This is a genomic window from Amycolatopsis sp. NBC_01307 (genome assembly GCF_035975215.1).
Taxonomy (GTDB): Bacteria; Actinomycetota; Actinomycetes; order Mycobacteriales; family Pseudonocardiaceae; genus Amycolatopsis.
Map to the genome: position 1 here is coordinate 5279596 of NZ_CP108403.1, position 23544 is coordinate 5303139.

General features: G+C 71.1%; 21 protein-coding genes. 14 read left to right on the forward strand and 7 right to left on the reverse strand.

Annotated elements, in window-relative coordinates:
- Position 1: 1 nt before the first annotated feature.
- On the reverse strand, positions 2–628 hold the full coding sequence (locus tag OG439_RS22150) for an HD domain-containing protein (RefSeq protein WP_326951244.1): 627 nt from the start codon (positions 626–628) through the stop codon (positions 2–4).
- A gap of 210 nt (positions 629–838) precedes the next feature.
- Between OG439_RS22150 and OG439_RS22155 the strand changes: the two genes are divergently transcribed.
- A complete protein-coding gene (locus OG439_RS22155; protein WP_326951590.1) occupies positions 839–1453 on the forward strand; it encodes a TetR/AcrR family transcriptional regulator in 615 nt (204 codons plus the stop codon).
- 594 nt (positions 1454–2047) lie between these two features.
- On the opposite strand, the gene rpsA is transcribed toward OG439_RS22155, so the two are convergent.
- The gene (rpsA, locus tag OG439_RS22160) at positions 2048–3547 is read right to left on the reverse strand and encodes a 30S ribosomal protein S1 (RefSeq protein ID WP_326951245.1); all 1500 of its coding nucleotides are present in this window, start codon (positions 3545–3547) and stop codon (positions 2048–2050) included.
- Positions 3548–3883: 336 nt separating this feature from the next.
- Between rpsA and OG439_RS22165 the strand changes: the two genes are divergently transcribed.
- From OG439_RS22165 to OG439_RS22190, 6 genes are all read left to right on the forward strand, one after another.
- Complete coding sequence (locus OG439_RS22165) at positions 3884–4735, forward strand: class I SAM-dependent methyltransferase (RefSeq protein ID WP_247054195.1); 852 nt, start codon at positions 3884–3886, stop codon at positions 4733–4735.
- Positions 4732–5643 carry a GNAT family N-acetyltransferase gene (locus OG439_RS22170; RefSeq protein ID WP_326951246.1) on the forward strand — a complete coding sequence of 304 codons (912 nt, stop codon included), beginning with the start codon at positions 4732–4734 and terminating at the stop codon, positions 5641–5643. The genes OG439_RS22165 and OG439_RS22170 overlap by 4 nt, the downstream gene beginning before the upstream one ends.
- 20 nt (positions 5644–5663) lie before the next feature.
- Entirely contained in the window at positions 5664–6584 is a 921-nt protein-coding gene (locus OG439_RS22175) for a GNAT family N-acetyltransferase (RefSeq protein ID WP_326951591.1), read from the forward strand.
- Positions 6585–6692: 108 nt separating this feature from the next.
- Positions 6693–7397 (forward strand): ABC transporter ATP-binding protein, encoded by a 705-nt coding sequence (locus OG439_RS22180; protein ID WP_326951247.1) that lies wholly within the window; start codon positions 6693–6695, stop codon positions 7395–7397.
- Complete coding sequence (locus OG439_RS22185; protein ID WP_326951248.1) at positions 7394–9289, forward strand: YhgE/Pip domain-containing protein; 1896 nt, start codon at positions 7394–7396, stop codon at positions 9287–9289. Before OG439_RS22180 ends, OG439_RS22185 begins: the two co-directional genes overlap by 4 nt.
- Positions 9286–9858 (forward strand): TetR/AcrR family transcriptional regulator, encoded by a 573-nt coding sequence (locus OG439_RS22190; RefSeq protein ID WP_326951249.1) that lies wholly within the window; start codon positions 9286–9288, stop codon positions 9856–9858. The genes OG439_RS22185 and OG439_RS22190 overlap by 4 nt, the downstream gene beginning before the upstream one ends.
- A 232-nt stretch (positions 9859–10090) precedes the next feature.
- Here the strand turns inward: OG439_RS22190 and OG439_RS22195 are convergent, their stop codons facing one another.
- The 3 genes from OG439_RS22195 to polA form a co-directional block, all read right to left on the reverse strand.
- Positions 10091–11698, reverse strand: a complete 1608-nt coding sequence (locus OG439_RS22195; RefSeq protein ID WP_326951250.1) for a S1 family peptidase — start codon at positions 11696–11698, stop codon at positions 10091–10093.
- Between the two features lie 114 nt (positions 11699–11812).
- Positions 11813–12346 carry an EF-hand domain-containing protein gene (locus OG439_RS22200; protein WP_326951251.1) on the reverse strand — a complete coding sequence of 178 codons (534 nt, stop codon included), beginning with the start codon at positions 12344–12346 and terminating at the stop codon, positions 11813–11815.
- A 192-nt stretch (positions 12347–12538) separates the two neighbouring features.
- Positions 12539–15280: a DNA polymerase I gene (gene polA / locus OG439_RS22205; RefSeq protein ID WP_326951252.1), complete on the reverse strand. Its 2742-nt coding sequence runs from the start codon at positions 15278–15280 to the stop codon at positions 12539–12541.
- Between the two features lie 100 nt (positions 15281–15380).
- Here polA and OG439_RS22210 point away from each other — a divergent pair, with 100 nt between their 5' ends.
- On the forward strand, positions 15381–15821 hold the full coding sequence (locus tag OG439_RS22210) for a PaaI family thioesterase (RefSeq protein ID WP_326951253.1): 441 nt from the start codon (positions 15381–15383) through the stop codon (positions 15819–15821).
- 3 nt (positions 15822–15824) lie between these two features.
- Positions 15825–16796: a LysR family transcriptional regulator gene (locus OG439_RS22215; RefSeq protein WP_326951254.1), complete on the forward strand. Its 972-nt coding sequence runs from the start codon at positions 15825–15827 to the stop codon at positions 16794–16796.
- Here the strand turns inward: OG439_RS22215 and OG439_RS22220 are convergent.
- Positions 16762–17574 carry an alpha/beta hydrolase family protein gene (locus OG439_RS22220; protein ID WP_326951255.1) on the reverse strand — a complete coding sequence of 271 codons (813 nt, stop codon included), beginning with the start codon at positions 17572–17574 and terminating at the stop codon, positions 16762–16764. The genes OG439_RS22215 and OG439_RS22220 overlap by 35 nt on opposite strands.
- 539 nt (positions 17575–18113) lie before the next feature.
- On the opposite strand from OG439_RS22220, the gene OG439_RS22225 reads away from it, so the two are divergent.
- From OG439_RS22225 to OG439_RS22245, 5 genes are all read left to right on the forward strand, one after another.
- Complete coding sequence (locus OG439_RS22225; RefSeq protein WP_326951256.1) at positions 18114–19271, forward strand: branched-chain amino acid ABC transporter substrate-binding protein; 1158 nt, start codon at positions 18114–18116, stop codon at positions 19269–19271.
- Between the two features lie 112 nt (positions 19272–19383).
- Positions 19384–20346 (forward strand): branched-chain amino acid ABC transporter permease, encoded by a 963-nt coding sequence (locus OG439_RS22230; RefSeq protein WP_326951257.1) that lies wholly within the window; start codon positions 19384–19386, stop codon positions 20344–20346.
- Entirely contained in the window at positions 20343–21470 is a 1128-nt protein-coding gene (locus OG439_RS22235) for a branched-chain amino acid ABC transporter permease (RefSeq protein ID WP_326951258.1), read from the forward strand. The genes OG439_RS22230 and OG439_RS22235 overlap by 4 nt, the downstream gene beginning before the upstream one ends.
- The gene (locus OG439_RS22240) at positions 21467–22240 is read left to right on the forward strand and encodes an ABC transporter ATP-binding protein (RefSeq protein WP_326951259.1); all 774 of its coding nucleotides are present in this window, start codon (positions 21467–21469) and stop codon (positions 22238–22240) included. The genes OG439_RS22235 and OG439_RS22240 overlap by 4 nt, the downstream gene beginning before the upstream one ends.
- On the forward strand, positions 22230–22943 hold the full coding sequence (locus tag OG439_RS22245; protein ID WP_247054225.1) for an ABC transporter ATP-binding protein: 714 nt from the start codon (positions 22230–22232) through the stop codon (positions 22941–22943). The genes OG439_RS22240 and OG439_RS22245 overlap by 11 nt, the downstream gene beginning before the upstream one ends.
- A gap of 44 nt (positions 22944–22987) precedes the next feature.
- Here OG439_RS22245 and OG439_RS22250 read toward each other — a convergent pair whose 3' ends face one another.
- A complete protein-coding gene (locus OG439_RS22250; protein WP_326951260.1) occupies positions 22988–23527 on the reverse strand; it encodes a DUF4352 domain-containing protein in 540 nt (179 codons plus the stop codon).
- Positions 23528–23544: the final 17 nt, after the last annotated feature.

Here is a 23544-nt window from a genome sequence, read left to right on the forward strand (position 1 = left end):
TTCAGTCCTCCCAGGGTGAGTCCAAGATCGTGGTGACGAAGTCCTGCCGCTCGAAGCCTGGCACGAACCGGGCCAGCACATCGGCTTTGACGTTCCCGAACGCCGTGTCGGGCCGGTCACGGATGCCGTCGGTGAACGCGGCGAGGATGCGGCGCTTGAAGTCCGGCCGCGGGTGCGCGGCGACGATCGCGGCACGGTCGCGCGCGGGCAGGTCGTGGTAGCCGACGCCGAGGACGTCGTACTCGACCCCCGCGGTGACCAGCGCGACCTCCGGCTCCATGTACTCGGGGATCCCGGGGGTGGTGTGCAGCGCGATGGCCGTCCAGGCGATCCGGGCCCGTTCCGCGTCGATGCCGTGGCCGAGCAGGAAGCGCCGGGCTTCGTCGGCGCCGTCGAGCTCGAAGCGGCGGTCGGTGCGGTGGCGCTCGACCAGGCCGAGGTCGTGGAACAGGGCCGCGACGTAGAGCAGTTCGGCGTCGAAGGCGAGGCTGCGGCGCCGGCCCTGCAGCGCGCCGAACAGGTAGACGCGCGAGGAGTGGTCGTACAGGAGCGGGCCGGCGGTGTCGCGCACGAGCTCGGCGGCTTCACGGGCCAGCTCGGTGTCGGGGACGGTGGTGGTGTCTGTCATCGGGAAGCCCTTTCGTCGGTGCTTCCGACGCTGCCAGGGTTCGCCGCGGCTCGACCGGTGCCCATCGGACGGGAATGCCGCACATCCGGACATCCGGCGCATTCCCAAGACGCTGCGGATATCGTATCTTTTGCTGCGGGTGAGTAACCCGAACGCCGTCGTGCGCGGCTGCTGCGAAGGGGGTGCGCCGTGGCCACCAGGCACGTCTCGATGCGCCCCGTCGAACAGGGACACCGCGAGCGCTACCTCGACGCGGCGCTGTCGGTGCTGTTCGACCGCGGCGTCACGGCTCTCACGGTGCGCGGCGTGGCCGAGGCCGCCGGCGCGTCGACGATCTCGGTGTACGCCCGTTTCGGCGGCCGCGACGGCCTGCTCGACGCGCTGTACGAGCGCACGTTCGACTCGCTGCGCGAGATGCTGGAGGCGCTGCCACCGGAGGGTCCCGACGGCTTCGCGGACCTGCTCGACCTGGCGATGGCCTACCGGCGTTTCGCCCGCGAAAGCCCCGCGCGCTACGCGTTGATGTTCGAGCGCCCGATCCCGGGGTTCGACCCCGACCCGGCGTTGCGCTCGGCCGTGGTGCGCACGACGTTCGGCCTGTTCATCGACCGGGTCCAGCGGATCAGCCCCCCGGCCGTCGACGCCCGGACGGCGGCGTACCACCTGTGGACGACGATGCACGGCCTGGTCGGCGCGGAGCTGATGCTCGCCTCCCGGACGGCGCTGCCGGAGTGGTTCATCCCGCCGACGGACGAGGCGAACGCAGAGGTCTACCGCCGCGGCGTCACAGCGATGACGACCGGCTTGGGCCTGCGCAACCACTGACCTCACGACCGCGGCCGGCGAGCCGGCGCGAGGCTGGGGCCGGTCCGGGCCGACGGACGGCGCGAGACTGCTCGAACCGGCGGACGGCTCGCGTGTCCGGCCCCGCGACCCGCGTGATCGGAGCCGGAACTCGCGTGATCAGGACCGGGACCCGCGTGACTCAGGCCGCGACTCGCGTGATCAGGACCGGAACTGGCGCGATCGGGACCGGAAGTCGCGTGATCAGGACCGAGACTCGCGTACTCGGGCCGCGACCCGCGTGATCGAGACCGGAACTCGCGTGTTCGGAGCCGGAACTCGCCTACTCGGGGCCTGACCTGCGTGACCGAGGCCGGAACTCGGGTGATCGGAGCCGAGACTCGCGTACTCGAGCTGCGACCCACGTGATCGGAGCCGGAACTCGCGTGATCCAGGCCGCGACCCGCGTGATCAGAGCCGGGACTCGCGTACTCGGGCCGTCACCCGCGTGATTGGGGCCGTGACTCGCGTGATCCGGGGCGTGACTCGCGGAACCGGGTCAGGGCCGGAACGCAGCGAACCCCGGGCCGTTTCCGGACCGGGGTTCGCTGGGGTTTCAGCTCAGAGAGCTAGTGCTCACGCACCGCCGGAGAGCTTCTCGCGGAGAGCCGCGAGCTGCTCGTCGGAGGCGAGGGTGCCACCGCTGCTCTTCGTGTCGGCCGGGGCCGAGCCCGAGGTGTAGCTTTCCGCGCCACCCTCGATGCCGGTCGCCGCGTCGGCGGCGGCTTCCGCGTCGGCCTCGACGGCCTTCACGACCTGCTTCATGTGGGCCTCGTAACGAGTGTGGGCCTCGGCGTACTGACGCTCCCACTCCTCACGCTGCTTGTCGAAGCCTTCCTGCCACTCCTGCGTGTCCGGGTCGAAGCCCTCGGGGTAGATGTAGTTGCCCTCGGGGTCGTACTCGGCGGCCATGCCGTACTGGGTCGGGTCGAACTCGGTGTCCGGCGTGACACCCTCGTTCGCCTGCTTCAGCGACAGCGAGATGCGACGGCGCTCGAGGTCGATGTCGATGACCTTGACCATGACGTCGCCGTTGACCTGGACGACCTGCTCCGGGATCTCCACGTGGCGCTCGGCCAGCTCGGAGATGTGGACCAGGCCCTCGATGCCCTCTTCGACGCGCACGAACGCACCGAACGGAACCAGCTTCGTGACCTTGCCCGGCACGATCTGACCGATCGCGTGGGTGCGGGCGAACTGGCGCCACGGGTCTTCCTGGGTCGCCTTCAGCGACAGCGAGACGCGCTCGCGGTCCATGTCGACGTCCAGGACCTCGACCGTGACCTCCTGGCCGACCTCGACAACCTCGGACGGGTGGTCGATGTGCTTCCAGGACAGCTCGGAAACGTGCACCAGGCCGTCGACGCCACCCAGGTCCACGAAGGCACCGAAGTTGACGATGGACGACACGACGCCCTTGCGGACCTGGCCCTTGGCGAGCGCGTTGAGGAACTCGCTGCGCACCTCGGACTGGGTCTGCTCGAGGTAGGCGCGGCGGGACAGGACCACGTTGTTGCGGTTCTTGTCCAGCTCGATGATCTTCGCCTCGAGCTCGCGGCCCACGTAGGGCTGCAGGTCGCGGACGCGGCGCATCTCGACCAGCGACGCGGGCAGGAAGCCGCGCAGGCCGATGTCCAGGATGAGGCCGCCCTTGACGACCTCGATGACGGTGCCCTTGACGGGCTCGTCCTTCTCCTTGAGCTCCTCGATCGTGCCCCAGGCGCGCTCGTACTGCGCGCGCTTCTTGGACAGGATCAGACGGCCTTCCTTGTCCTCCTTCTGGAGGACCAGGGCTTCGACCTCATCGCCGACGGTGACAACCTCAGCCGGGTCGACATCGTGCTTGATGGAGAGCTCACGCGAGGGGATGACGCCCTCGGTCTTGTAGCCGATGTCGAGCAGGACCTCGTCGCGGTCGACCTTGACGATGGTGCCTTCGACGATGTCGCCATCGTTGAAGTACTTGATCGTCTTGTCGATAGCCGCAAGGAAGTCTTCCTCCGACCCGATGTCGTTGATGGCGACCTGAGGGGCCGCGTTCGGGGCGGTCGGGGCGGTGACGGTGTCGATGGTCATTAGGCGGGTTGCTCCGGTGGATGGGAATCGAGGGTTGGCAGTTGTCGGCGCGATGGGCTGTTGGGAGCATGCGACGACCCTGCGAGCAAACGTCCACCAGTGAACGACCGCGGCATGACCCGCAAACGGTGCGCGACCCGAGCCCGAGACGAAGCTGAGCGGAAGGCAGCGCGAACCCACTGCGCTAACACTGATCCTACGCGGCAGTCGCTAGGCGGCACAATCAGGGTCCCCCGGCGATCGCTAAGGTCCTCGCGAAGGCAAATCGCAGGCTGGAGGACGCGGGTGGAGCAGGCAGCAGGGCAGCCGCCGGCGGCCGGGACCGGAGACACCATCATGCCACCGAACGAGCCCGCCGCGCCGGGGCGCCACGACGCCGCCGAGCACCGGCTGGGCACGACCGCCGTCGCCTACCGCGAGGTCGGCGGGCCGGAGGCCGCGGCCGCGAACCTCGCCTGGTGGGACGCCGACGCCGACGACTACCAGGCCGAGCACGGCGGGTTCCTCGGCGACGCCGACTTCGTCTGGTGCCCGGAGGGCGTGCGGGAAGACGAGGCGCGGCTGCTCGGCGACGTCCGCGGCAAGCGCGTGCTGGAGGTCGGCTGCGGCCAGGCGGCGTGCGCGCGCTGGCTGCGCGCCCAGGGCGCCGACGCCGTCGCGACCGATCTCTCCGCCGGCATGCTGCGCCACGCCCAGGCCGGCAACGCGCGCACCGGCGTCGCCGTGCCGCTCGTGCAGGCGAACGCCGAGTACCTGCCGCTCGCCTCCGGCAGCTTCGACGCGGCCTGCTCGGCGTTCGGCGCGATCCCGTTCGTGGCGTCGGTGGACGCGGTGTTCGCCGAGGTCCACCGGGTGCTGCGGCCCGGCGCGCCGTGGGTGTTCTCGGTGACGCACCCGATGCGGTGGATCTTCCCGGACGACCCGGGCCCGCAGGGGCTCACCGTCACCCAGCCGTACTTCGACCGCACGCCCTACGTCGAGGTCGACGACGACGGCACCGCCACCTACGTCGAGTACCACCACACCCTCGGCGACTACGTGCGCGCGCTGGCCGCCGCCGGGTTCACCCTCACCGACCTGGTCGAGCCGGAGTGGCCGGCGGGGCACACGCGGCCGTGGGGCCAGTGGAGCCCGCTGCGCGGCCGGCTGTTCCCGGGCACCGCGATCTTCCGCACGCACCGCTCGTGACGTCCCTCGAAGACCAGCAGAACGCGTGGTTCGCCGCGCTCGACCCGCAGCTCCCGCCGATCGCGGCCCCGCCCATGACGAGCGAGCCGCTGCTGGTGACCGTGGGCGGCCGGAAGGCGGGCGGCCTGCTGACGCACGCCGTGCACGCGCCGGCGTCGTGGCCCGCGCTGTGGGGTCCGGCGGAGATCCACGAGCTGACCGCGGTGCCGGGCGAGACCGGCGCGGCGGGGCTCGCGGCGCTGCTGGGCGCGTGGCGCGAGCGGCTGCGCGGGTCGGGCAGCGGGCCGGACTCGGGCTGCATGCTGACCTGGCCGAGCCGGGACGACGAGGCGTCCGCCGTCCTGCTGGCGCACGGCTTCGCGCCGATGACCTGCCTGGCCGTCCGGCCCGTCGAGCCGCCGCCGGACCCGGGCCCGGCGCGGGTGCGCGTCCGGCGGGCCGGCAGCGGCGACGTCGAGGCGCTCACCGAGCTGCGGCTGGCCGAGTGGCGCTACACGTCGCTGGTCGGCACCGCCGTGCCGCGGCCGGACGCGCGGGCCCGGCTGCGCGCGGAGGTCGTCCGGGCGCAGCGGTTCAGCGGCCTGGCCTGGCTGGCCGAGGACGAGGGTGTGCCGGCCGGGATGGCCGCCTGCGCCCTGACCTCGCCGGCGCCGGGTGACAGCATCCACGGCCGGCTGCTCCCGGGGCTCTGGGGCTACGTCGACACGCTGTCGGTGGCGCCCGCGGCGCGCGACGGCGGCGTCGGCCGGGCGCTGATGGCGGCGGCCCATCGCACCCTGCTCTCGTACGAGGTGCGCGGTACCTTTCTCTTCTACCACCCGGCGAACCCGCTCTCCCCGGTGTTCTGGCACCGGCAGGGTTATCGTCCACTGTGGACGATGTGGATCCGGCGACCGGCCTGGTCCTGACCGACGACCAGAGGGGAACCATGGACATCGCCGAGCCGCTGCTCGCTGCCCACAAGGCACGCTTCGCGGCCGTCGACGCGCTGCTGCCGCCCGCCGCGCCGCCCGCCGAGGGCCTGCGGCTGGACGCGGCGACGGCGGACGGCACCCAGGTCACCGGCGTGCTGCAGCGGCACCGGCTGGGCCCCGGCGACGCGGCGACGCTGTGGTCGGCCGCCGACACCTGGCAGCTGTTCCCCTACCTGGGCGACACCGGCACCGAGGGCGCCGACCTGCTCCTGCGCGCGCTGAAGGGGCAGCTCGAGAGCGAGGCCACCGGCGACGACTCGGCGTGCGTGGTCGTCTGGCCCAGCCGGGACGCCGAGGCGATCCGCGCCTTCCTCGACCACGGCCTGGTCCCGCTCGGCGCGCTGGGCGTGCGGACCGCTCCCCCGGCCGCGCCGGACCCCGCGGCGACCGTCCGCCGGGCCGGGCCCGCCGACTTCGCCGTGGCGCTGGAGCTGGCGACGGCGACGTTCGACTACACCGGCCTGGTCGCCGCGCCCCGCCGCGCGAACACCGCCGGCCTGCTGGCGCCCGCCCTGCGCGAGGCCCTCGACGCCGAAGAACCGCTGGTCTGGCTGGCCGAGGACGACGGCGAGGTGCGCGCGATGGCGCACTGCGCGTGGGTCGAGGCGACCCCCGGCGGCGCGGCGGCCGAGCTGCTCCCGCCGGGGCGCTGGGGTTATGTGAACAACGTCGTGACCGCGCCCGGCGAGCGGGGCGGCGGCGTCGGCCGGGCGCTGATGGCCCGCGTCCACCGGGAGCTGCACGCGGGCGGCGCGACCGGCACGTACCTCTACTACAACCCGACCAACCCGCTGGCTTCGGTGTTCTGGCACCGGCAGGGCTATCGTCCACTGTGGACGACGTGGGAGGTGCGGCCGGCGGCCGCGCTGCGGTGAGTCACCCACTGGTGTGACGTGCGTCCGGTGATCTTGCTCCGCACCTCCGCGAGGGCTAGCTTTTTGAACTGACCGGTCAGTTCAAAAGTCTTCCACGCTGGAGTCCCCGTGCAGGTCCGAGCCGATCGGGTGTCCCTCGAAGGGCACCACGGCACCTTGTTACCGCCCACCTCGCTGACCGTCGGCGAGGGCGACCTGGCGATCGTGCACGGCGAACCCGGCGTCGGCGTCACCGCGTTCGGCCTGGCGCTGGCCGGGCGGCTCAAGCCGAGCACCGGCACGGTCACGGTCGACGGCTCGGACGCCGGTCTGCCCGCGCTCGTCGCGGTCGTCGACGCGCCCGAGGTCAGCGAGCCGGACGACGCGCTGCCCCTGCGCGTGGTCGTCGGCGAGGAGCTGGCCCTGGCCCACCGCCCGGCGGGCAAGGAGGACGTCGCCCGCTGGCTCACCGAGCACGACGCGGCGCCGTACGCCGGCACCCGGTTCGAGAACCTCGCCCCGGCCCTGCGCACCCGGCTGCTCACCGAGCTGGCCGCGGCGCGCAAGGGCGTGCGCGTCCTCGTGCTCGACACCCCCGACCGGCACACCAGCGACGTCGGCAGCTGGGCCGGGCTGGCCCGCGAGCAGGCCGGACGCGGCCTGGCCGTGGTCGTGCTGACCGCCACGACGCCGGCGTCCGCGCTGCCCTTCACCCCCGCGCGCATCGGCTCGGCCGAGCAACCGGAGCCGCAGCACTGCCTTCCCGAACTCCCCCAACCGACCGAAGAGCTCCCTGTGAGCCCGGGGAACGTCACTGACGGAGTTTCCGAATGAACGCCTTCCGGATCGCCCGCAACGAACTGCGGCGGCTGTCCACCGGCACGATGCCCAAGCTGGCGCTGGTCGCGCTCGTGCTGGTGCCGCTGCTGTACGCGTCCTTCTACCTCTACGCGAACTACGACCCGTACGGCCGGCTGGACAAGCTGCCCGCCGCCGTCTTCACCAGCGACATGGGCGCGCAGGACTCCGCCGGGCAGCAGCGCAACGTCGGGCGCGAGGTGACCGACGAGCTGGTCAAGTCCGGCACGTTCCAGTGGCACGAGGTGTCGGAGCAGGACGCCCGCGACGGCGTCCGCGACGACAAGTACTCCTTCGCGATCGGCATCCCGAGCGGCTTCTCCGCCGCGCTGCTGTCGGTGGGCAACTTCCAGCCGCAGCAGGCGACGATCACGCTGACCACCAACGACGCCAACAACTACCTGTCCGGGACGATCGCGAAGCAGGTCGCCGAGCAGGTGCGCAAGACGATCGCGGAGAAGGTCGGCAGCGAGGCCGCGGACCGGTTCCTGGTCGGCTTCTCCACCATCTACGGGAAGATCCAGGAAGCGTCGACCGGCGCGTCGCAGCTCGCGGACGGCGCTTCGCAGCTGAAGTCCGGCCAGCAGCAGCTCGCGAGTGGCGCGGCACAGCTCGCCGACGGCTCCTCGACGCTCGCCACCGGCCTCGGCACGCTCAAGAGCAGCACCGCGGACCTGCCGTCCCAGACGCAGAAACTCGCCGGCGGTGCCTCGCAGGTGGCCGCCGGGGACCAGAAGGTCGCCGACGCCGCGTCCGTCGCCGCGACCGCGTCGTCCGACATCCAGGGCAAGCTCGACAGCTACCGCACGCAGCTGCAGACCGATCTCCGCAACGCCGGGGTGCCGGAGGAGCAGGTCACGGCGATCCTCGCCAAGGCCGATCAGCTGCGCTCCCCCGTCGACCAGGCCAACAGCAAGATCCAGCAGGCCAACGGGGATCTCGCGAAGCTGGCCGACGGCGCCAAGCAGGTGTCCGACGGCGCGGCCAAGCTCGCCGCCGCGTCGCCGCAGCTGGCGAACGGCATCGCGCAGGCGTCCGACGGCGCGAACCAGCTCAAGGACGGCGCCGCCAAGCTCAACGACGGCGAGAAGACCGCGGTCACCGGCACGAACCAGCTCGCCGACGGCGCGGTGAAGCTGCGTGACGGGCTTTCGGCCGGGCTCAAGGAGATCCCGAACCCGGACGACCCGACGCGCGCGGCGACGGCCAACACCATCGCGGACCCGGTGGCGGTCAACGCCAACGGCGAGGCGTCGGCCGGGACGTACGGCGCGGGCCTGGCGCCGTTCTTCATCTCGCTGGCCACCTGGATCGGCGCGTTCGTGCTGTTCCTGATCCTGCGCCCGCTCTCGACGCGCGCGCTGACCGCCGGCGCGTCACCGTTCCGGGTCGCCGTGGGCGGCTGGCTGTCCTCGGCGCTGCTCGGCATCGCGCAGGTGATCGTCCTGTTCGGCGCGGTGACGTGGCTGGTCGGCATCCACATCGCGCACCCGCTGGGCGCGATCGGGTTCGCGGTGCTGGTGTCGCTGACGTTCACCTCGGTGGTGCACGCGCTCAACGCGTTCTTCGGCGCGGTCGGCAAGTTCCTCGGCCTGGTGCTGCTGGTGCTGCAACTGGTCAGCGCGGGCGGCACGTTCCCGTGGCAGACCATCCCGGACGCCTTGTACCCGCTGCACGTCGTGCTGCCGATGGGGTACGCGATCGACGGCTTCCGGCACCTGTTCTACAGTGGCGCCACCGTGCAGATCCTCGGCGACATCGGCGTGCTGCTGGCCTACCTGGCCGGCGGGATCCTGGTGTCCACGCTGGCCGCGCGCAAACGCCGGGTCTGGACGGTGTCGGCGCTCAAGCCCGAGCTGAGCCTGTGAGCGGCGGGACCAAGCAGAAGCTCTTCGAGGCCACGCTGCGGCTCGCGAAGAGCCGGGGCCTGGTGGGCCTCACCGTCGACGACATCGCCGCCGAGGCGGGCGTCGCGAAGGGCACCGTCTACTACAACTTCGGTTCGAAGGACGGCCTGGTCGACGGCCTCCTGCGCTACGGCGTCGACACGCTCGCCGGGCGGCTGCGCGACGCGGTTTCGGATGCCGATCCGCTCGACGTGATCGAAGCGCAGGTCGACGTGACGCTGGAGTTCATCGCCCGGTATCCGGGGTTTTCGCAGATCCTGGTGAGCGAGCTGTGGCGCACACCCGGCCAGTGGCACGGCACGCTTTCCTTGCTGCGCGAGGAAATCATCTCGATCGTGAAGAGCCAGCTCTCCCGCTTGGAGGAGGCCGGACGGCTGCCGGAGGGAGTCCAGATCCCGACGGCGGCGGCCGGGCTGTTCGGCACGATGCTGGTGGTCGCGCTGGACTGGCAGGTGTTCGGCCCGGAGCGGACGCGGGCGGAGGTCCGGGACGCGGTGATGGTGCTGATCCGCGGCCTGGGCCGCAAGTAGCCGGCTCACCTCCGCGCCTGGGCCGCGCGGCCCACGCGCGGTGCCGCACTGCGGCGTGGACCGCCGCTGGCCACGCTTCGCCAGCCGCCACGCGGGGGCGCCCCCGTTTTCCACGCTACCGCCGGGCACCGACAGTTCCGGCTCCGCGAGTCCGTGAATGTCGCATTGAGGGACACTACGTCCCTCAATGCGACATTCACGGACTTCCTTGCGCCGAGCGGAAAGCGGGCGGTCAGCGGTCTTCGATGCGGGCGCGGACCGCGGCCGCGTACGTGTCGACCGCGGTGGCCGCCGCCGTGAGTTCGCAGGGGCCGTCGATCAGCAGGCGCTTCGCCGGGACGTACACCTGCTCCAGTTCCGGGTCGGTCGCGACGCCGTGTTCGCGGGCCAGTTCGTTGTCGCCGGCCAGGCGGGCTCGCAGCTCCTCGCGGCGGGCGACGAGGCCGTCGAGCACCGCGCGCTGGCGGCGGCCGTCCTCGACCGCCGGGGCGACCGCGTGCTCGTGGCCGTCGATGTGGCGCTCGACCCACTCGGCGTCGCCGTCGACCTCCGCCGAGCGGAGCTGCTTGAGCGTGCCGCGCAGCCGGTGGGCCCGCGCGGGCAGCATCGCGACGCCGGTGAAGCGCGTCGCCACCCGCAGCTGGTAGGCCTCGATCTCGGCGAGCTCCTCGACGGCCTGGGTGAGGACGTCCAGGCGGCCGGCGAGGTCGTCGGTCGCCGGGCGGGCCCGCTCCGTGCTCGCCCGCACCGCCGCCACCCCGGGCGAGGACTCCTCGCGGAAGCCCAGCAGCAGGCGGATGCCGAGCTCGGCCGCGCGGCCGGCGAGCGGGCCGAGCACCTCGCCGACGAGCCGGTCCGGTTCGGCGGAGTCGTCGATCGCGTCGACGACGAGCGTGCGGCCGGCGACGCCGCCGATGAGCCGTTCTTCGATGCGGTGGCGGACGGCGTCGGCGGTGCGGCCGGTCGCGTCCACCGCGAGGTCGACGCTGCCGGCCGGGGGCATCTGGCCGAGCGCCGGCGGCAGCCCGGGGACGCCGAGCGAGCGTTCGCGGTCGGCCAGCACGATGCCGAAGCGCAGCGCCGCCGCGACCGGCGAGCCGGCCTCGCCGGTGTCGACGACCCAGACGGCGCCCGGCTCGGCCTTGGCGAACCAGTCGACGACGCGCTGCACGAAGGAGACGTCGACGGTTTCGCCGACGGGGCGGGAGAAACTGGCGTCGACGGCGGGGCCGCCGGAGGTCCAGATGCTCAGCTGCGGCAGGTGCCCGAGCATGGTCTCGACGGGGATCATCCAGGTCCCGGTGTCCTTGCCGACGACCATGCCGACGACGTGCCCGGTCGCTTCGTCGAGCACCGCGGTGCCGCCGAACCCGGGGCCGAGCGACTCGGCCTCGGCCGTGCGCAGCAACCGGATCCATTCGCCGCCCGGGCCGCCGGGGTGTTCGGCGCCGCCGAGGCGGGCGTGGGTCCAGCGACCGACCGAGCCGGGCGGGAAACCGAAGGCGCGCACGAGCTGGTGCTCCCCGAGCGGCATCCGGTGCAGCGGCGCGCGGAACACGCGGGACTCGGGACGTTCGAGGCGCAGCAGGGCGAGGTCGCCACGGCCACCGCCGTCGGAGGGCACCCAGCACCCTTCGACGACGGTGGCCGTGCCGGGCAACGCCTCGGCCAGGCCGACGAAGTCGACGCTCAACGCGGATCGCGCGCCACCGGCGGTCTCGACGACGTGCGCGCTGGTGAGGACGTGGTACTCGTCGAGTACCGTGCCCGCGCCGCACAGCCGGCCGAGTTCGTCGTGCAGCCGGACCCGCCAGCGTCGTCGCTCACGCTCGAACCCCATTCGGCGGACCCTACGCCGTGATCGGCTCGCGTCGGCGCGGGACCCGCTACCCAGCAGTAACACCTGCGCCGGACGGCATCCGCCATTCGGCGCAGCGGCGTCCCGGTGAACGGATCACACGCGGCCGAAAACCCAGCTGCCCGGGGCGGCGGGGTCGTCGCCCGCCCAGAACTCCAGCCAGTGCCCGGTGAACTCCTCGCGGGAGAGCCGGCCGTCGCCGTCGAGGTCGAGGTGGGCGAAGACCTCGTCGGTCGGGGTTTCGGTGCCGTTCCAGGCTTCGATCAGCTGCCGGTACTCGGCCGCGGAGATGGCGCCGTCGCCGTTTTCGTCGACGGCTTCGAACATCGCGTCGGCGGTGCCGGTGACCGCGGCGGGTGTCTTGGGCAGGTCGTCGACGACGTCGAGGACCTCGTCGAGGGTGACCTTGCCGTCGCGGTCCCGGTCCGACGCCGCGAGCAGCGTGCCCCACCAGCCCATCATGATGGCGGCGAGCTTCTGCCCCTCGGCGGTGCTGTCGTCGGTGCCGCGCAGGTCGAGCCATCTCGTGGTGAGCGCCCGGAAATCGGACTCGGTGAGGTAGCCGTCGGCGTCGGCGTCCATCGCGCCGAAGACGCCGGAGATCTTGCGCCGCTGGAAATCGGTGGCCATGGTGGTCCTTTCGGCCGGGCCCGGTGGGCCGTTCGGGCCACCCAGCTTCGTCCGGCGGACCGGCGCGCGGCGCCGTCCGGCCGAGTAATCCCGCCCCACGACCCGGTGATTCCGACGGCGACGCAGCGTAGGTGACGTCACCCGGACGTGGACGAACCCCGCACCGGACGGTGCGGGGTTCGCCGGGGAACGTCAGTGCGCGGCGTCGTTCCAGGACCGGCCGTAGCCGACCGAGACCTCCAGCGGCACCGCGAGCTCGTAGGCCGAACCCATGCCGTGGCGCACGAGCTTCTCCAGCTCCTCGCGCTCGCCCTCGGCGACCTCGAGCACGAGCTCGTCGTGCACCTGCAGCAGGATCCGGCTCTCGAGCTTCGCCTTGACCAGCTCGCGGTGGACGTTGAGCATCGCGACCTTGATGATGTCGGCCGCGCTGCCCTGGATCGGGGCGTTGAGCGCCATCCGCTCGGCCATCTCGCGGCGCTGGCGGTTGTCGCTGTTGAGGTCCGGCAGGTAGCGGCGGCGGCCGAAGACCGTCTCGGTGTAGCCGTTCTTCGCCGCGACGCCGACGACCGAGTGGAGGTAGTCGCGCACGCCGCCGAAGCGGTCGAAGTACGCCTCCATCTGGGACTTGGCGTCGTCGGTCGAGATCCGCAGCTGCGCCGAAAGTCCGTAGGCCGACAGCCCGTACGCGAGGCCGTACGACATCGCCTTGACGCGGTAGCGCAGTTCCGGCGTGATCTCCTCCGGCGGCAGCGAGAACGCCCGCGACGCGACGAACGTGTGCAGGTCCTCGCCGCTGTTGAAGGCCTCGATGAGGCCGGCGTCCTGCGAGAGGTGCGCCATGATCCGCATCTCGATCTGGCTGTAGTCCGCGGTCATCAGCTCGCTGTACCCCGAGCCGACGACGAACGCGTCGCGGATGCGGCGGCCTTCCTCGGTGCGGACCGGGATGTTCTGCAGGTTCGGCTCGGTCGACGACAGCCGCCCGGTGGCCGCGATCGTCTGCAGCAGCGTGGTGTGGATGCGGCCGTCGTCGGCGACGGACTTGATGAGCCCCTCGACCGTCGTGCGCAGCTTCGTCGCGTCCCGGTGCTCCAGCATGTGCTGCAGGAACGGGTGCTCGGTCTTCTCGAACAGCCCCTGCAGCGCCTCGGCGTCGGTCGTGTAGCCGGTCTTGGTGCGCTTGGTCTTCGGCATGCCGAGCTCGTCGAACAGCACGACCTGCAGCTGCTTCGGCGAACCGAGGTTGATCTGCTTGCCGATGACCTCGTACGCGGCCTCGGCGGCCTGCGTGACGCGGCTCAGGTAGTGCGCTTCGAGCGTGGTCAGCTGCTCCAGGTCGACGGCGACCCCGGCGACCTCCAGTGCGGTGATCACCTCCAGCAGCGGCAGCTCCAGCTCGGCGAGCAGCTTCGCGCCGCCGATCTCGTCGAGCTCCTTGTCGAGCGCGCCGGCCAGCTCGAAGACGGCCCGCGCCTTGACGAGCTCCTCCTGGATCTCCTTCTGCTCCAAGCCTTCGGCGCCGCCGTCGAGCAGCGACAGCTGCCCGTCGCCGCCGTCGGTCTCCGAGCGCAGCTCGCGGTGCAGGTAGCGCAGCGCGAGGTCGTCCAGGTCGAACGTGCGCTGCCCCGGCCGCACCAGGTACGCAGCCAGCGCGGTGTCCATCGCGAGCCCGGCGAGCGCCCAGCCGCGGGCGTGGATCGCGTGCAGCGCGACCTTGAGGTCGTGGCCGGTCTTGCGGATCTTCGGGTCGGCGAACCAGGCGGCGAGCGCCGCGTCGTCGGCCTGGTCCATCGCCGTGACGTCGACGTAGGCGCCTTCGCCGTCGGCCGTCGCGAAGGCGACCGCGCGCAGGTCGGAGCGGACCGAGGTGCCCATGGTGCGGAAGGACAGCGCCACCGGCTCGGCCGGGCCCGCGTGCGCGGTGAGCCAGGCCGCCAGCGCGCCGGGGGCCAGCGCGTCACCCGAGACCTCGAACCCTTCGTCGGCCTCGGGTTCGGCGCTCTGCAGGGTCGCGAACAGCCGGTCCCGCAGCACGCGGAACTCCAGCTCGTCGAACAGCGCGTGCACGGCCTCGCGGTCCCACGGGCGCAGCTCCAGCCCGCCCGGGCCGATCTCCAGCTCGACGTCGCGGATCAGCTCGGTCAGCTGGCGGTTCAGCTGCACCGAGCTGAGGTTCGCCCTGAGGGCCTCCCCCGCTTTGCCTTTTACTTCGTCCACCCGGTCGATCAGGTCGTCGAGCGAGCCGAACTGCTTGATCCACTTGGCCGCGGTCTTCTCGCCGACGCCGGGGATGTTCGGCAGGTTGTCCGAGGGGTCGCCGCGCAGCGCCGCGAAGTCCGGGTACTGCCGCGGGGTGAGCCCGTACTTCTCCTCGACGGCCTCCGGGGTGAACCGGGTCATCTCCGAGACGCCGCGCTTCGGGTAGAGCACGGTGACGTGCTCGGTGACCAGCTGCAGCGCGTCGCGGTCGCCGGTACAGATAAGGACGTCGAAGTCCTCGGCCGTGGCCTGCGTCGTGAGCGTGGCGATGATGTCGTCGGCTTCGTAGTTCTCCTTCGTCAGCGACGGGATACCGAGCACGTCCAGGACCTCACGGACCAGGTCCACCTGGCCGCGGAACTCGTCCGGCGTCGCGCTGCGGTTCGCCTTGTAGTCGGCGAAGGTCTCCGACCGGAACGTCTTGCGCGAGAGGTCGAACGCCACCGCGAGGTGGGTCGGCGCTTCGTCGCGCAGGAGGTTGATGAGCATCGACGTGAACCCGAAGACCGCGTTCGTGACCTGCCCGGTCTTGGTCCTGAAGTTCTCGGCGGGCAGCGCGAAGAACGCGCGGTAGGCCATCGAATGGCCGTCGATCAGCAGCAGCTTCGGCCGCTCCGCGACTGCAGTGGTTCCTGTGGCGTTGGCAACGGTCGTCTTCTCACTCGGGCTCACGTGCCCGAGTCTAGGCTGGGGGTACGACACTCTTTGGAACAAGGCATCATCGCCATGTTGGCGACGACCCTTACGTGTCGCATCGACAGAGGAGCAGTGAGTGACGGAACGACCCGCCCCCATCGACGTGGACCGGTTGGCGGGCATCGACCCGGCGGCGGCCGACCAGCAGCTGAACGACAAGGTCGGGATGCAGCTCATCGAGGTGACGCCCGAGCGCGTGGTCGGCACGATCCCGGTCGAGGGCAACCTCCAGCCGTACGGCCTGCTGCACGGCGGCGCCAACGCCGTGCTCGCCGAGGCGCTGGGCTCCACGGTCGCCGCGCTGAACGCCGGCCCCGGCCGCGCCGCGATGGGCCTCGAGCTGTCCTGCACCCACCACCGGGCCGTCCGCTCGGGCAAGGTCACCGGGGTGGCGACGCCGCTGCACGTCGGCCGCGGCACCATCACCACCGAGATCGTCCTGACCGACGACGAGGGCCGCCGCACCTGCACCGCCCGGCTCACCTGCGTCGTCCGGGACCGCCCGCCGGGCTCCTGAGCCGTGGACCTCGACATCGCCCAGGTGCGGGCGTTCACCGTCACCGCGGAGCTGCGGCACTTCGGCCGCGCCGCGCAGACGCTGTTCCTCACGCAGCAGGCGCTGTCGAAGCGGATCCGGAAGCTCGAAGACGCCCTGGCGGTGCCGCTGTTCCTGCGCACCAACCGGTCGGTCGAGCTGACCGCCGACGGCGAGCGGTTCCTGCCGCACGCGCTCGAGCTGCTGCGGGTGGCCGACGCCGCGGTCGCCGCGATGGGCGCCGACGACCGGCCGCTGCGCCTGGACGTCGTCGACTTCCGGCTCGCTCCGATGTTCCTGCTGCGCCGGCTCGCCGAGCGCGACCCGGCGCTGCGGATCGACCGGATCGCCGGCGGCGGGTTCGCGCACGCCGTCGAACCGCTGCTGTCCGGGGAGCTGGACGTCGCGGTCGGCCGGGTCACCGGGTTCGGCAAGCCGCTGCCGGACGAGCTGGAGCACCGGCCGATCCGGCTGGAACCGCTGGTCGCGCTGCTCGCCCCGGAACACCCGCTGGCCGTGCTGGACGTGCTGCCCCTCGACGAGCTGCGCGCCGACGGGATCTGGCTGCCGGGGCACGGCGGGGCCGCCGAATGGCAGTCGTACGTGGCCGAGCTGTGCGGCACGTTCGGCGTGCCGATCGACGACTCCGGCGTCAGCTACGACCTGCGGCACACCCTCGAGCAGACGCGCTACGGCAAACGGCGCGTCACCCTCGCCGGTGCGGACATGGAGCTGGCGCCCGACCTCGACCTGAAGGTGCTGCCGTTCGAGCCGTCGCCGCTGTTCCCGTGGTCGCTGGTCTGGCGGCGCGGGAAGGCGCGCCCGGCGCTGCGGCGGCTGCTGACGCTGGCCTGGCGCACCGGCCGCGAAGAGGACTGGTGCGCCTACGACCCCGACCGCGCCTGGCTGCCGGAAGGCGACCTCAGCGTCGCAACCGCGGACCGAACCACGCGCTGAACGCGGCGTCGACCCGGGCCGCGTCCGCGGTCTGCGGAGCGGCGTCGAGCCCCGGCGCTTCGGCGAACTCGTGCCCCATCCCCTCGATCGTCACCAGCTCGGCCCGGTCGCCGAGCCGGTCCCGCAGGGCCGCGGCGGGCTCGCGGACCGCGATGTCGTCGGCCGACCCGGCCACGATCAGCAGCGGCGCCGAGAGCTCGGCGGCCCGCCTGACGTAGTCGTGGTGCGCCGCGACCGCGTGGGACCGCGCGCTCCACGGGTAGGTGACGTCGTAGAGCCGCTCGTTGCGCCCGATGACCGGCGCCAGCTGGGCGACCGGGCTCACGACCGCGCCGGCGGCGACGTCGGCGTCTCCCCGGGCGAGCACCTCCAGCACCACCAGCGAGCCGGCCGAGCCGCCGAAGACGCCCAGCGGGCCGTCCGCGCCCGGCAGCCGGTCGCGCAGTGCGGCGAGCGCCGCCGGGAACTCCCCCGCGGCCTGGTCGGTCACCGGCTCGAAGACGTTGAGGACGGCGTCCTCGCTCGCCAGCCGGAAGAGCTCGGCGGGCCCGCCTTTGGGCAGCCGCGCCCCGGTGAGCGGGAGCCCGAAGTACACCCGCCAGGCCTGCAGTCCCGCCATCGGCAGCGCCGCCGCCAGCGCGCGCTCGCTCGCGGGCGGCTCCATCAGGTGCCAGCCGGCCAGCAGCGCCGCCGGCGCGGCCGGGTCCGCCGGCGGCAACGCCACGAACGGCACCCCCGCCGCGACCCCTTCGACGACTTCGAGCTCCGCGATCCGCATCTGTTCTCCCTTGTTCCGCTGGTCTGCGCCCAGCGAACCGCGGGACGCCCGCGTGGGTCCAACAGCCTTTCCGGCGTCGACGACAACCGGTGGTTGTGACAGGAGTTCCCGGGCGGGAAGCCTTTCGGGCAGACCTGCGGCGGGGGCGGTGCGCCGGGCCGGGCGAACCGGACGTAAGGTGCATCCCGGCGACGGCGCCCGGCCCGCGCGGGGCAACGGCGGATCGCCCGGGAAACCGGCCACGCACCGGCCCGGGAAATGGGCGACGACATACGGCGGAAACACGGCCGTCATCCATTCGTCCGGTGGACGTGGATAGTTGACTTCTCTGCGTGACCAGCACGACCTTGAAGCGAAACGTTGTTCGGCTTTTCGTGCAATTCGTGTCGGTTGCGATCGTCACGATGTGGACACAGAGTAGTGAGGCCGCCTGTGCACATGACGGGCGAGAGGGATATCTTCCTGCCCTAACCTAGCCCCTGTGTCGGGGGCAACGCCTACCGGCGGTGGTTGGTCATGGGAGGTAGTCGGTGTCAGGAGTGCGTTTTGGACGGGTCCTCGCCCTCGCGGCGGCGACGTCGCTTGCGCTGGCGGGCTGTGCCGGCGGCAGCAGCTCGTCGGGCAGCGGTGACGGCAGCACGCTGAAGATCGGGTTCATGGGCGACCTGACCGGGGAGAACTCCGGGATCGTGATCCCGCCCAACAACGGCGCCAAGCTCGCGATCGACGAGTACAACGCCACGAATCCTTCGGTGAAGCTCGAGCTGAAGAACTACGACAGCCAGGGCAAGCCGGAGCAGGCCACCTCGCTGGTGCAGACCGCGATCGGCACGGACAAGATCACCGCGCTGATCGGCCCGGCCTTCTCCGGTGAGTCGAAGGCCGTCGGCGGCGTCCTCGAGCAGGGCAAGGTCCCGAGCGTGTCGCCGTCGGCGACCAACCCGGGTCTCGCCGCGAACGGCTGGAAGTACTGGCACCGCGTCGTCGCGAACGACAACGACCAGGGCCCCGGTATCGCGAACTTCCTCATCACGGCGAAGTCGCCGAAGAACGCGTACGTCCTCTCGGACGACCAGGAGTACAGCGTCGGCCTGGCCGACGCGTTCGAGAAGACCTTCAAGGACAAGGGCATCACGACCGAGCGCGACAAGTTCGCCAAGGACGCGTCGGACTACTCCTCGACCGTCCAGAAGGTCAAGGCGGCCAACCCGGACGTCATCACCTACGGCGGTTACTACGCCCAGGCCGGCCGGCTGCTCAAGCAGCTCCGCGACGGCGGCGTGAAGGCCGTCTTCGCCACCGGTGACGGTTCGCTCGACCCGCAGCTGGTCTCGGGCGCGGGTGCCGCGGCCGCCGAAGGCGCCGTCGTCGGCTGCCCCTGCAACATCCCCGACGCGGGTGCCCCGGGCAACGACTTCGCCACCAAGTACAAGGCGAAGTTCAACGTCGACCCGGCGATCTACGCGACCGAGGGCTACGACGCCGCGACCGCCATCATCAACGCGGTCAAGGCGGGCAACACCACCGGCGAGAAGATCAACGACTTCCTGAAGACCGAGGACTTCAAGGGCGCGTCGAAGCAGATCAAGTTCAAGGACAACGGCGAGCCGCAGACCAACGCGATCTACGTGTACCAGGTCGTGGGCGGGGTCATCAAGAACCTCGGCGCCTCGACCGAAGCCAAGATCACCGGCTGACGGAGCAGTAGAAACACCTAACGGGAGCGGGGGCGCTGTGGTCGGCCACAGCACCCCCGCTCTCCGCCAATGTGGCGACCATCCTCGCCCCGTCAGGTAAGGCAACTACGTCATGTTCCAAGATCTGCAGAGCCAGTTTCTGGGCAGCACCATCGGCGGCCTGGTAGCCGGCTCCATCTACGCGCTCATCGCCCTGGGCTACACGATGGTCTACGGCGTGCTGCGGCTGATCAACTTCGCGCACTCCGAAATCTTCATGATCGGGACGATGACGTCCCTGTTCATCCTCATCACGATCGCGCCGGCGGCGCCGTTCACGGTCTTCTCGATGATCGGCATCCTGGTCCTGCTCATCGTCGTCTCGGCGCTCGTGTCGGGCGGTTCGGCGATCGTGCTGGAGCAGGTCGCCTACCGGCCGCTGCGCAAGAAGGGCGCGACCCGGCTCGCCGCCCTGATCTCGGCCATCGGCGCGTCGCTGTTCCTGCAGGAGCTGTTCGCGCTCATCGTCATCCCGGACGTCTTCGGCAAGTCCGGCCGCGTGCAGCAGTCCGCGCCCCGGTTCATCCCGCACGAGGAACTGTTCCGCATCGGCAACGGCGTCGTGCGCACCGACCACGTCTTCGTCATCATCGGCGCGGTCATCGTGATGGTCGTGCTCGACCAGCTGGTGCGCCGCACCCGGATCGGCCGCGGTATCCGCGCCACCGCGCAGGACCCCGAGGCCGCCGTCCTGATGGGCGTGAGCATCGACCGGATCGTCCGCATCACCTTCCTGCTCGGCGGGGCCATGGCCGGCGTCGCCGCCGCCCTGTTCGTCATGGAATACGAGAACACCGACTACCGCATCGGGTTCCTGCTCGGCATCAAGGCGTTCACCGCCGCCGTGCTCGGCGGTATCGGCAACCTGCGCGGCGCCCTGCTGGGCGGGATCGTGCTGGGCCTGGTCGAGAACTGGAGCTCCATCTTCCTGGGCTCGGCCTGGAAGGACGTCACCGCTTTCGTGATCCTGGTGCTCGTGCTCATGTTCCGGCCCACCGGCATTCTCGGTGAATCGCTGCAGCGGGCACGCGTATGAAAGGCGACGAAGTGGTAGACGGAAACGAATCACCGGCCCGCCGGGGGTTCCACCCGATCGACGGCACCCGGGACTGGTGGGCCGACGCGCCCCAGTGGCAGCGCTACGGCGTCTACCTGCTGGTGATCGTGTTCGCGTTGATCCTGCCCGCGCCGTGGATCGGCTCGTTCATGTCCCCGGACTCGGACTGGACGACGGTCCTGATCTTCCCGATCGGGACGTACATCCTGCTGGCGGTCGGCCTCAACATCGTGGTCGGCCACGCCGGCATGCTGGACCTCGGGTACGTCGCGTTCTTCGCGATCGGCGCCTACACGTGGGCGGCGATCGGCACGAAGTACGGCTGGTCGTTCTGGCCGACGGTGGTGCTCGGCATCTTCCTGGCCTCGGTGTCCGGCGTCATCCTCGGCGCCCCGACACTACGGCTACGGGGTGACTATCTGGCCATCGTCACCCTGGGCTTCGGTGAGATCGTCCGGATCACCGCGAACAACACCGACGCCATCGGCGGCGCGCGCGGCATCACGAACGTCCCGCACCCGGAGCCGCTGTTCGGCATGGAGTTCTTCCTCGACCCGGCGCCGTATTACTACCTGATGCTGTTCGCGATCGTGCTCGTCGTCGTCTTCTCGATCCGGCTCAACAAGAGCCGCGTCGGGCGGGCGTGGGCGGCGATCCGCGAGGACGAGGACGCGGCCGAGCTGATGGGCGTGCCGACGTTCAAGTTCAAGCTGCTCGCCTTCGCCATCGGCGCCATGATCGGTGGCTTCGCCGGCACGATCTACGCGAGCAAGGCGGTCTTCGTCGAGCCGAACAACTTCCCGTTCATCCTGTCCGCGACCATCCTGGCCGCGGTCGTGCTGGGCGGGGCGGGCAACCTGCCGGGCGTCATCCTCGGCGCGTTCGTCGTCGCGTGGCTGCCCGAGCGGTTCCGGGACTTCGCCGACTACCGCATCTTCGTCTTCGGCGCCGTGCTGGTGCTGATGATGGCGCTGCGGCCGGAAGGCATCCTGCCGTCCCGGCAGCGGAAGGCCGAACTACGGGAAGGAACCGGCGGCATGGGCGCGATGGGTGCCGAAGTGGCCGGCCCCGACTCCGAGGCCTCGGCGGAGGTGACCAAGTGAGCCCCTTGCTCCAGTTCGACAACGTGACCATGCGGTTCGGCGGCGTCACCGCCCTGCGCGAGGTCAACATCAGCATCAACGAGGGCGAGATCTTCGCCCTCATCGGCCCGAACGGCGCCGGCAAGACCACGGTGTTCAACGTGGTCACCGGCGTCTACTCGCCGACCGAGGGCGAGGTCCGCTTCGACGGCGATCGCATCGACGGCATGAAGCGGTTCAAGGTCGCCAAGCGCGGCGTCGCCCGGACGTTCCAGAACATCCGGCTGTTCCACAACATGTCGGCGCTGGAGAACGTCATGGTGGGCGCGGACGCGCACCACAAGACGGGCGCGATCGGCGCGGTGCTCGGCCTGCCGACGCACCGCAAGGAAGAGAAGCACGGCCGGGACCGGGCGCGTGAGCTGCTCGACTTCGTCGGCATCGGCCGGGTCGAGCACCACGTCGCGAAGAACCTCTCCTACGGCGACCAGCGCCGGCTGGAGATCGCGCGGGCGCTCGCGACCGACCCGAAGCTGCTGCTGCTCGACGAACCGGCCGCGGGGATGAACCCTGCGGAGAAGATCGCCCTGCAGGAGCTGATCCGCAAGATCCGCGACGACGGCCGCACCGTGCTGCTGATCGAGCACGACATGGGCCTGGTCATGCACATCAGCGACCGGCTGGCCGTGCTGGACTTCGGCCAGAAGATCGCAGAAGGGCTGCCGCACGAGGTGCAGAACAACCAGAAGGTGATCGAGGCGTATCTGGGGGTGTCCGAAGATGCTTCTTGAGGTCGAGGACATCAACGTCCACTACGGGAAGATCGCCGCCCTCAAGGGCATGAGCATCCAGGTCGACGAGGGCGAGATCGTCTCCCTCATCGGCGCCAACGGCGCCGGCAAGACCACGACGCTCAAGACGATCTCCGGCCTCCGTCCGCTGACCAGCGGCCGGATCGTGTTCAACGGCCAGGACATCTCGAAGACCCCGGGGCACAAGCGCGTGCTGCTCGGGATCGGCCAGTCGCCGGAAGGCCGGGGCGTGTTCCCCGGCATGACGGTGCAGGAGAACCTCCTGATGGGTGCCTACACCCGCAAGGACGAGCTCCAGGGCGACCTCGACGAGGTCTACGAGCTGTTCCCCCGGCTCAACGAGCGCAAGACGCAGTTCGGCGGCACGATGTCGGGCGGCGAGCAGCAGATGATCGCCATCGGCCGTGCGCTGATGACGAAGCCCAAGGTGCTGCTGCTCGACGAGCCGTCGATGGGCCTGGCGCCGATGCTGATCGCGCAGATCTTCGACATCATCCGCGAGATCAACAAGCGCGGCACCACGGTGCTGCTGGTCGAGCAGAACGCCCAGCAGGCGCTGAAGCTGTCGGACCGCGCGTACGTGCTCGAGACGGGCCGTGTGGTCCAGAGCGCCCGCGGGGCCGACCTGCTGAACGACCCGAAGGTGCGGGCCGCCTACCTCGGTGGCGACCTCGGCGTCTGACAGCTGTTCCGAGAAGGGCCCGGTCTTCGCGACCGGGCCCTTTCTCACAGCTTGATGTCGGTGCCGTTGACGTTCTTCATGTCGGTGATGGTGGGGCCGCCGAAGGCCCGGAGTGCCACCGGCTTGGCGCCCTTGGGGATGTCCCAGTAGAGGTCGAACTCGACGCGCACGCTGTGCCCGAGGTCGAACTGGGCGGGCTGGCGCTTGATCAGCATGGCCTGCTCGTCCGGCGGGTGGGTGGCGCCCTGGTCGTCGACGAGCAGCTGGCGCATCGTGTCGAACAGGACGCTCGAGGTGCCGGTGTTGGTCACGACGAGCCGCAGCCGCACGTACTGGCCCTTGGCGGGCATTTCGGTGTGGCTGCCGGTGATGCTGGGCAGCCCCGCGGCGAAGCCGATCAGATCGAACTCGGTGTCGCCGTTCTTCGCCGGCGGCACCTTGAGCGCGGTCTCGTCCGGCCGCACCTGACGCGGCGGCAGCTCGTAGGTCGTCGGCGCGGGGGCGCTCGGCTCGGCGGCGGTGCAGCCCGCCGCCAGTCCCAGCACCAGTCCCAGGACGACGAAGGCCGGCAGGCGGAGTTTCACTCACGTGATTCTGCCTG

Excerpts from the sequence above, each read along its gene's own strand:
- OG439_RS22165 (WP_247054195.1), top strand. The coding sequence starts at position 3,884 with ATGCCACCGAACGAGCCCGCCGCGCCGGGGCGCCACGACGCCGCCGAG.
- OG439_RS22150 (WP_326951244.1), bottom strand. The coding sequence starts at position 628 with ATGACAGACACCACCACCGTCCCCGACACCGAGCTGGCCCGTGAAGCC.
- OG439_RS22175 (WP_326951591.1), top strand. The coding sequence starts at position 5,664 with ATGGACATCGCCGAGCCGCTGCTCGCTGCCCACAAGGCACGCTTCGCG.
- OG439_RS22235 (WP_326951258.1), top strand. The coding sequence starts at position 20,343 with ATGAAAGGCGACGAAGTGGTAGACGGAAACGAATCACCGGCCCGCCGG.
- OG439_RS22195 (WP_326951250.1), bottom strand. The coding sequence starts at position 11,698 with ATGGGGTTCGAGCGTGAGCGACGACGCTGGCGGGTCCGGCTGCACGAC.
- OG439_RS22230 (WP_326951257.1), top strand. The coding sequence starts at position 19,384 with ATGTTCCAAGATCTGCAGAGCCAGTTTCTGGGCAGCACCATCGGCGGC.
- OG439_RS22185 (WP_326951248.1), top strand. The coding sequence starts at position 7,394 with ATGAACGCCTTCCGGATCGCCCGCAACGAACTGCGGCGGCTGTCCACC.
- OG439_RS22220 (WP_326951255.1), bottom strand. The coding sequence starts at position 17,574 with ATGCGGATCGCGGAGCTCGAAGTCGTCGAAGGGGTCGCGGCGGGGGTG.
- rpsA (WP_326951245.1), bottom strand. The coding sequence starts at position 3,547 with ATGACCATCGACACCGTCACCGCCCCGACCGCCCCGAACGCGGCCCCT.
- OG439_RS22155 (WP_326951590.1), top strand. The coding sequence starts at position 839 with ATGCGCCCCGTCGAACAGGGACACCGCGAGCGCTACCTCGACGCGGCG.
- OG439_RS22245 (WP_247054225.1), top strand. The coding sequence starts at position 22,230 with ATGCTTCTTGAGGTCGAGGACATCAACGTCCACTACGGGAAGATCGCC.
- OG439_RS22200 (WP_326951251.1), bottom strand. The coding sequence starts at position 12,346 with ATGGCCACCGATTTCCAGCGGCGCAAGATCTCCGGCGTCTTCGGCGCG.